The following is a 3,361-nucleotide window of genomic DNA, read 5'->3' as shown; positions in this document are numbered from 1 at the left end:
CTTTTCCTTCTGGCCATACCGCTTCTGCGTTTGCCTTAGCCACAGTATTCGTTTTGGTTTTCAAGAAAAATAAAATCACGTTTTACTGCTTATTTTTTGCTTTTCTAATCGGTTATTCGCGTATATACCTGGCTCAGCATTTCCTTATTGATGTAATTTTTGGGGCAATAACCGGTATAACCTGCGCTTTGGTTAGTTATCATCAAGTATACGATCTCAAATTTTTCAGATCGGCAAAGGTAAGCAAAAGATATAAACAGCTTAAAATCGCCAGTCAGGCCAACCCCATTTAAGTGAAAGAAATTCCAGCTAAACTTTGGCTTTTTATAATGGTAATGGCTGTGATCAAACTGATCATTGCTTCAACAATAGCACTTGGAAATGATGAAGTATATTACTGGACTTATGCTTTAAATCTGGAATGGAATTATTTTGATCATCCCCCATTTGTGGCGTGGTTAATCAGAGTAACAACAGTAAATTTATATATTCACAACGAATCGGCTGTTCGGCTTGGCGCTATAATATCATCAACAATTGGTACAATAATCGTTTATAAAACAGGGAAATTACTCCTTAATGCCCGAGTTGGTTGGTTTGCCGTTTTACTTTATTCTTCTTCTTTTTATTGTAGTATTATCGCTGGGACATTTATTTTGCCAGATAGCCCTCAAATGGTTTTTTGGCTGTGGAGCATCTTTTTGTTACTTAAAATCACCAAATCTATTCATCTGGGTTTACCCACATTAAGTCTATGGTGCTGGTTCGGTATAGCAGCAGGTCTTTGTATGATGTGTAAGATTCATGGCATCTATTTATGGGTAGCCGTTGTATTGTTCGCCCTGTTTAGCAATAGGAAATTGATGGTGCAAAAAGGCATGTATGTTTCTGCCTTAATTAGTYTAATTATAGTATCTCCTTTTATCATCTGGAACATCCAGCATCATTTCATTACCTATACCTATCACAGTAACCGGGTTAGCCTGTTTCACGCTGGCATAAATCCATTGACTTTCGTCAGAGAAATTAGCGGGCAAATATTTTACAACAATCCCATTATTTTTTTTCTGGCGTGGATTGCAGTTTTTAGTTTGATCAAAACCAAACATCATCTTCTTAAAAGCGAAATACAACTGTTATTATATTGTGCACTCCCACTTATTGCTACGCTGATTTTTCTTTCAATTTTTAGAGATACATTACCCCATTGGTCTGGCCCGGCCTATAGCTGTTTAATATACCTTTCGGCATTGAAACTGGAATCCTTTACCTTATCAAAAGTAAAAGCCATTATTAGTGCTGGTATGCTGTTTTTCCTGTTCGTGGTATGTGCAGGTCTCATCGCAATTAATTTTTACAAGGGCACATTTTCTCCGCGAAAAGACCCCATGCATTTGGGTACGGGCGACCCCACCTTAGATTTATACGGCTGGAAAGAAACATCAAGAATAATTGATTCTATTTACCGTGTGGATAAATCATCCAAAAAGAATAAGACGACCCATACTATGGTAATTACAAAGTGGTTTCCTGCTGCGACAACAAAGCACCGATTATTACACCTATTTTCAGAAACGGCGTTATTTGCAAAAACATTCTGTTATTTAGGCTAAACGGCTACAAAAAATAGTGCAGTTGCAATTATAACCGATTAAATTAATGTTTTAAATTAATCCATAGTGTAGAATATGGTGTATTTAATTGCACTTGAGCTGAAAATGCAATAAATTAGCTTAGAAATCAAAGCCAATTACATTTGGCTAATAGCGAACCTCTTCCTAAAAAATAGATGATGCCCAATAACAAAGTATATCCGCTAAGCTTGCTGTTCCTCACGCTTTTATTCAGTTCTCTATCCTCAATTGGGCAGATTGTACTCAAGGATAAAAAATATCATGTAGATACTAAAATATTTTCGCAAACAGATTCAGGCGCACTAAAGTTAGATATTTATTACAGTGGTAAAATAACAGAAACTAAACCAACAGTACTTTTTGTATTTGGTGGTGGCTTTGTAATGGGCCACAGAGACAGTAAGTTATTTGACCAATACTTTAATACGTTGATAGGGCATGGTTTTAAAGTAGTGTCTGTTGATTATAGATTAGGCCTTAAAGGAAAGAAATTTCCCAGTCCCTTTAATACTTCAAATTTAAAAGCTGCTATTGATACGGCTACGACTGATGTTTTCGAAGCAACAGCTTATCTGCTTAAAAATGCAAAAGAACTCGGTATCGATACGGCTATGATCATCCTATCGGGATCAAGTGCGGGCGCTATTACTGCACTACATGCCGACTATAACAAGCGGAATGCGACAGCATTATCGGCTAAACTCCCACAGCATTTTCAATACAAAGGTGTAATTTCTTTTGCCGGGGCAATATTAAGTTATCATGGTGCGCCAAAATATGCTATGCCACCAGCACCTACAATGCTTTTTCATGGCACAGCCGATAAACTTGTACCCTATAACAAAGTGAGATTACTTAACAGGGGCTTTTTTGGCTCCAAGTACCTGGCACGCACCTTCAAAAAAAATGGGTATCCATATTATTTTCAGTATGTACAAGGTATGGGACACGAAATAGCAGGATCACCAATGGTTGAAAACCTGCCTGATATTTTGTGGTTTATAGAAAATTACATCATTAAACAAAAGCGCTACTTTATGGAAGTAGACTTTAAAGATGCCGACAAAAAATCCACTTTTAGCATACCTCCTGCTTTAAAAAAGAGATAGGGTAAATCGAGTGGTTTCCACTATTTTTTCAGTTCGAGCACAGCAACGATGGGCAAATGATCTGAGGCATAACGCTCAGGGATTACCTCGTGCGAAACAATTTTAAAAGGATTTCCTGTTTTAAAGCCAATATGATCAATTGTTTTCCGCGGGTTGATCACAGGAATGGTAAAACCACAATTGCTACATGTTCTGGTAAAATTAGAATCGAATATTTTAATGCTTTCTGAACTTGGATCGGCGTTTAAATCACCTGCAACAATTAACGGCAGGGTTTCTTCTGCTGTTAACCGATTAATCTCTTTAGCTTGAAGGATACGGTTATCTTCCGGGCGTTGCGCATCAAGATGGGTAGAAGCAAAACGGATAAAAACTCCTTTGGCAATTTCGGCAGTTGCAATGGCCAAAACCCTTTGTTCTGCTTTGGCATCGTTATTTTTAGGCAACATAAAAGTCTGCTGTGCAGATAAAGGAAAGCGAGATAAAATAGCTACGCCATAGTCACCCCCATCATGGTCTATCGCTTTACCAAAATAAAAATTCATCTTCAATTTGGTGGCCAGCAAAGCGGCCTGGTTAATAGTGCCCGATCTTTTGGTATTCACGTCTACTTCTTGT

The 3,361-nt window shown here is 37.7% G+C and carries 4 protein-coding genes; 3 read left to right on the top strand and 1 reads right to left on the bottom strand.

The annotated features are described in order from the left end of the window. The 3 genes from AC1DND_RS27030 to AC1DND_RS27020 all read left to right on the top strand — a co-directional run. A partial coding sequence (locus tag AC1DND_RS27030; RefSeq protein WP_477585840.1) for a phosphatase PAP2 family protein occupies positions 1 to 293 on the top strand: 293 nt, incomplete at its 5' end. After that, the gene (locus tag AC1DND_RS27025; protein WP_477585838.1) at positions 294 to 1,613 is read left to right on the top strand and encodes an ArnT family glycosyltransferase; all 1,320 of its coding nucleotides are present in this window, start codon (positions 294 to 296) and stop codon (positions 1,611 to 1,613) included. 179 nt (positions 1,614 to 1,792) lie between these two features. Next, a complete protein-coding gene (locus AC1DND_RS27020; protein ID WP_477585836.1) occupies positions 1,793 to 2,743 on the top strand; it encodes an alpha/beta hydrolase in 951 nt (316 codons plus the stop codon). Between the two features lie 20 nt (positions 2,744 to 2,763). On the opposite strand, the gene AC1DND_RS27015 is transcribed toward AC1DND_RS27020, so the two are convergent. Next, positions 2,764 to 3,361: endonuclease/exonuclease/phosphatase family protein (locus tag AC1DND_RS27015; RefSeq protein ID WP_477585834.1), on the bottom strand; the 598-nt coding region annotated here is incomplete at its 5' end.

Source organism: Pedobacter sp. 01N416 (assembly GCF_056399685.1).
This window is presented reverse-complemented; position numbering and strand designations above follow the sequence as displayed.